The organism is Prosthecobacter sp. (genome assembly GCF_044373815.1).
Taxonomy (GTDB): domain Bacteria; phylum Verrucomicrobiota; class Verrucomicrobiia; order Verrucomicrobiales; family Verrucomicrobiaceae; genus Prosthecobacter.
This window is the reverse complement of record NZ_JBIPNG010000613.1, coordinates 1-3,346: the sequence shown is the minus strand read 5'-3', so window position 1 is coordinate 3,346 and position 3,346 is coordinate 1. Positions and strand designations below refer to the sequence as shown.

Annotated in this window: 3 protein-coding genes; all 3 read left to right on the top strand. The window is 60.0% G+C overall.

The genetic code is table 11. From position 1 onward, the window contains the following. Nucleotides 1-792, top strand: a 792-nt coding sequence (gene pdxA / locus ACIREA_RS29125; protein ID WP_397385832.1) for a 4-hydroxythreonine-4-phosphate dehydrogenase PdxA, incomplete at its 5' end; no start/stop codon positions are given. Beyond that, nucleotides 792-2,207 carry an FAD-binding oxidoreductase gene (locus ACIREA_RS29120; protein ID WP_397385831.1) on the top strand — a complete coding sequence of 472 codons (1,416 nt, stop codon included), beginning with the start codon at nucleotides 792-794 and terminating at the stop codon, nucleotides 2,205-2,207. The genes pdxA and ACIREA_RS29120, both read left to right, overlap by 1 nt. Further along, the gene (locus ACIREA_RS29115; RefSeq protein ID WP_397385830.1) at nucleotides 2,204-3,226 is read left to right on the top strand and encodes an Ldh family oxidoreductase; all 1,023 of its coding nucleotides are present in this window, start codon (nucleotides 2,204-2,206) and stop codon (nucleotides 3,224-3,226) included. Before ACIREA_RS29120 ends, ACIREA_RS29115 begins: the two co-directional genes overlap by 4 nt. Nucleotides 3,227-3,346: the final 120 nt, after the last annotated feature.

The following is a 3,346-nucleotide window of genomic DNA, read 5'->3' as shown; positions in this document are numbered from 1 at the left end:
GGAGCCCGAGTGGTCTATTGCATGGACCCCGGCGTTCCTACGCAAGACATCCCCTTCGGCAAGGTGAGTGCAGCCGGAGGTGAGGCCGCTTACCGTTATCTTGAAAAGGCAGCGGGGTTGGCAATGGACGGGACTTTTCAGGCCATCGTGACGGCCCCGCTGAATAAGGAGGCGCTGCATGCCGCAGGGCACATTTTCCCGGGCCACACTGAAATGCTGGCGCACTTCGCCGGGACAGCAGAAGTGAGCATGATGCTCATGGCACCCCGCTTGCGGGTGATACACGTGACGACGCATATCGGACTTTTGCACGCCATCCAACGCATCGAACCAGGCTTGGTGGAAAGAACCATTCGGCGCGGCCATGAGGCCGTCCAACGGGCGGGCATTCCCAAGCCCCGCATCGCCGTCTGCGGCATCAACCCCCACGCAGGAGAGAACGGCCTTTTTGGTAGTGGCGAAGAAGCCGAAAAAATCATGCCAGCGATCCTGCGTTGCCGCGCCGACGGACTTTTCGTAGAAGGGCCACTGCCTGCTGACACGCTGTTTTTTCTTGCCCGCCGCGGTGATTACGACTTGGTGGTCGCGATGTACCATGACCAAGGCCATGGTCCAGTCAAGGTCCTGGGGTTGGAGGCCGGGGTCAACATCACGGTAGGACTTCCCTTCGTGCGGACATCCGTGGATCACGGGACCGCATTTGACATTGCAGGCACAGGCACTGCCGACGAGCAGAGCCTGCTTGAAGCAATCGAGCAAGCACTCCAGATGACCGGCAAAGCTGATTCGTGATGCACGTTCTTGATCAACTCGCGACCTGCTTGGGACATGCGCATGTCAAACACGAGGGTGACCTCAGCGCATGGGAAAAAGACTGGTCAGGACGCTATCAAGGCCGCGCTATGGCGGTGGTGCTGCCCTCGACTCCCGAGCAGGTGGCAGAGGTGCTGCACATTTGTGCCGCGGCGACAATCAGCGTGGTGCCGCAAGGGGGCAACACCGGGATGGTCGGGGGGGGCGTGCCCGACGGCTCAGGACGGCAAGTGGTGGTGAGCACCCGCCGACTCGATCGTATCCGGGCACTGGATAGCGCCAACCTCACCTTGACTGCCGAAGCAGGCTGCATTCTCCAGACGATCCAGTCACATGCGCAGGCCCACGGTCTTCTGTTCCCCTTGAGCCTGGCCTCTCAAGGCAGCTGCACCATCGGCGGTAACCTGGCGACCAATGCCGGCGGCACCCAAGTCCTTCGATACGGCAATGCGCGGGAACTGTGCCTGGGATTGGAAGTCGTCACTGCTGGTGGGAAAATATGGGATGGTCTTGGCGGCCTGCGCAAGGACAACACTGGCTACGATTTGCGCGACCTTTTCGTCGGAAGTGAAGGAACCCTAGGCATCATTACCGCGGCCACGCTCAAGCTGCAGCCGCGCCCGCGCTCGCAACTAACAGCCTGGGCAGTCCTCGACAGCGTCCGTGACGCTATGGCCTTGTTGGAAATGTCCCGCCAGCGCCTGGGGCCGGACCTTACCAGTTTCGAGTTAATGTCCCAGCAGAGCATTTCGCTGCTTGCCATTCATAACCCAATCGCCCACTCCCTCCCACCTGCTGGCCCCTGGAACGTGTTAGTCGAAGCCTGTGGCACGGGCGACGAAATGGCTCTGGGAGAAAGCCTGCAAGGGCTTTTTGAGCAAGCGATGACGCAAGGCATCGTGCGCGACGTCGTATTGTCCACATCCCTGGCCCAATCTCTGAACCTCTGGCACGTGCGGGAGGCACTGCCGCTGGCCCAGTCTGCCGCCGGGCCGGCCCTGAGGCACGACGTCTCGCTGCCCATCTCGGCAATCGACGATTTCCTGAGCGAAACCAACGCTGCTCTGCGAGCCGCCTTTCCCAGCATACATATCCTCTGCTTCGGGCATTTGGGCGACGGAAATCTTCACTACAACATGCAAGCGCCCGAAGGTACTGATGCGCATGCCTACCTGGCCGAGCATGGCGACGCAATCCAGGACATCGTGTGGAGCCGGGTTGTCCATCGTGGAGGCTCCATTGCTGCCGAGCACGGCATTGGTCAAAAAATGGTGGCGCCACTTCAGCGCTACAAGTCACCGGTCGCGCTGGAACTGATGCACGCGATCAAGAAATCTCTGGATCCGCTGTTTGTTTTAAATCCGGGACGTGTACTGGGAAATGCGCACCTATGAAAACCCCACTTGCCGAGCTTGAGCGGTTAGCCCGTCAGTCGCTGATTCAACATGGCGTGAGTGACGCAGCTGCCGCAGCCTGTGCCCGTGTTCTCGTCCAGGCAGATGCGTGCGGGCTCGAAACGCATGGGGTGTCGCGTATTCCAATGTACTGCGACATGCTCGTTCGAGGCCGTATCGATCCAGCTGCCGTACCGCGGCTCATCAGCAGTTCAGGAGGCACGGCTTTGGTTGATGCTTGCGGCGGCTTGGCTTACGACGCTTGCGATTTGGCGATTAGCGCCCTAATTGATCTCGCTGAGCTTCAAGGCGTGGCCTTCGCCGGAATTCGGAATTCGTCTCACGTCGGCGCGCTGGGCCTTCACCTGGAGCCCTTGGCGGCGAGGGGCCTGGTGGGCCTGGCGTTCTCCAACTCCCCGGCGGTGATGCCTTTTTGGGGGGGCAGCAAACCTGCGCTGGGTACCAACCCGGTGGCCGCTATTTTCCCCCGGCGCAATGGAGCGCCCCTGCTGATTGACATGTCAATGACCACGGTGGCACGTGGCCATATTCTCTTAGCGGCACAACGAAATGAAGCTATCCCTGAGGGGTGGGCGCTGGACAAGAACGGATTACCCACGACAAACGCAAAAGAAGCGCTGGGGGGTACCTTACTGCCCTCGGGCGGCGCAAAAGGAGCCATGCTGGCCTTGTGCTTTGAACTTTTGTGCAGCGCCTTGACCGGCTCTGCTCTGAGTTTCGAGGCAGATGCCTTCTTCGCACCCGATGGCAACGCCCCTCGAATCGGCCAGGCCTTTTTGGCCTTGGCTCCCTCCCGGCTGGCCGGAGAAGGGGTTTATCACGAGCGAGTACAGACCCTTCTCGATCACATAGCACAGGATCCCGAGGTCCGACTGCCGGGCGCACGTCGACAAGAGTTGCGCGCCCAAGCCATGACGCTAGGGGTGCAGGTCCGCAACGACCTGCTCGCCAAGCTCCAACAACTCAGCATTGCGCCCCCTGTCAAGGGAAATCCCTGATCAATATTCTGTATGCGCCTGCTACTCTTCTGCATGCAGTTTAGAAGTACCCACCCTAGCACCACCAGGAAATCGCCATGAAAGAAATTACACGTCGTTTTGCCCTTAAAACCATTGCAG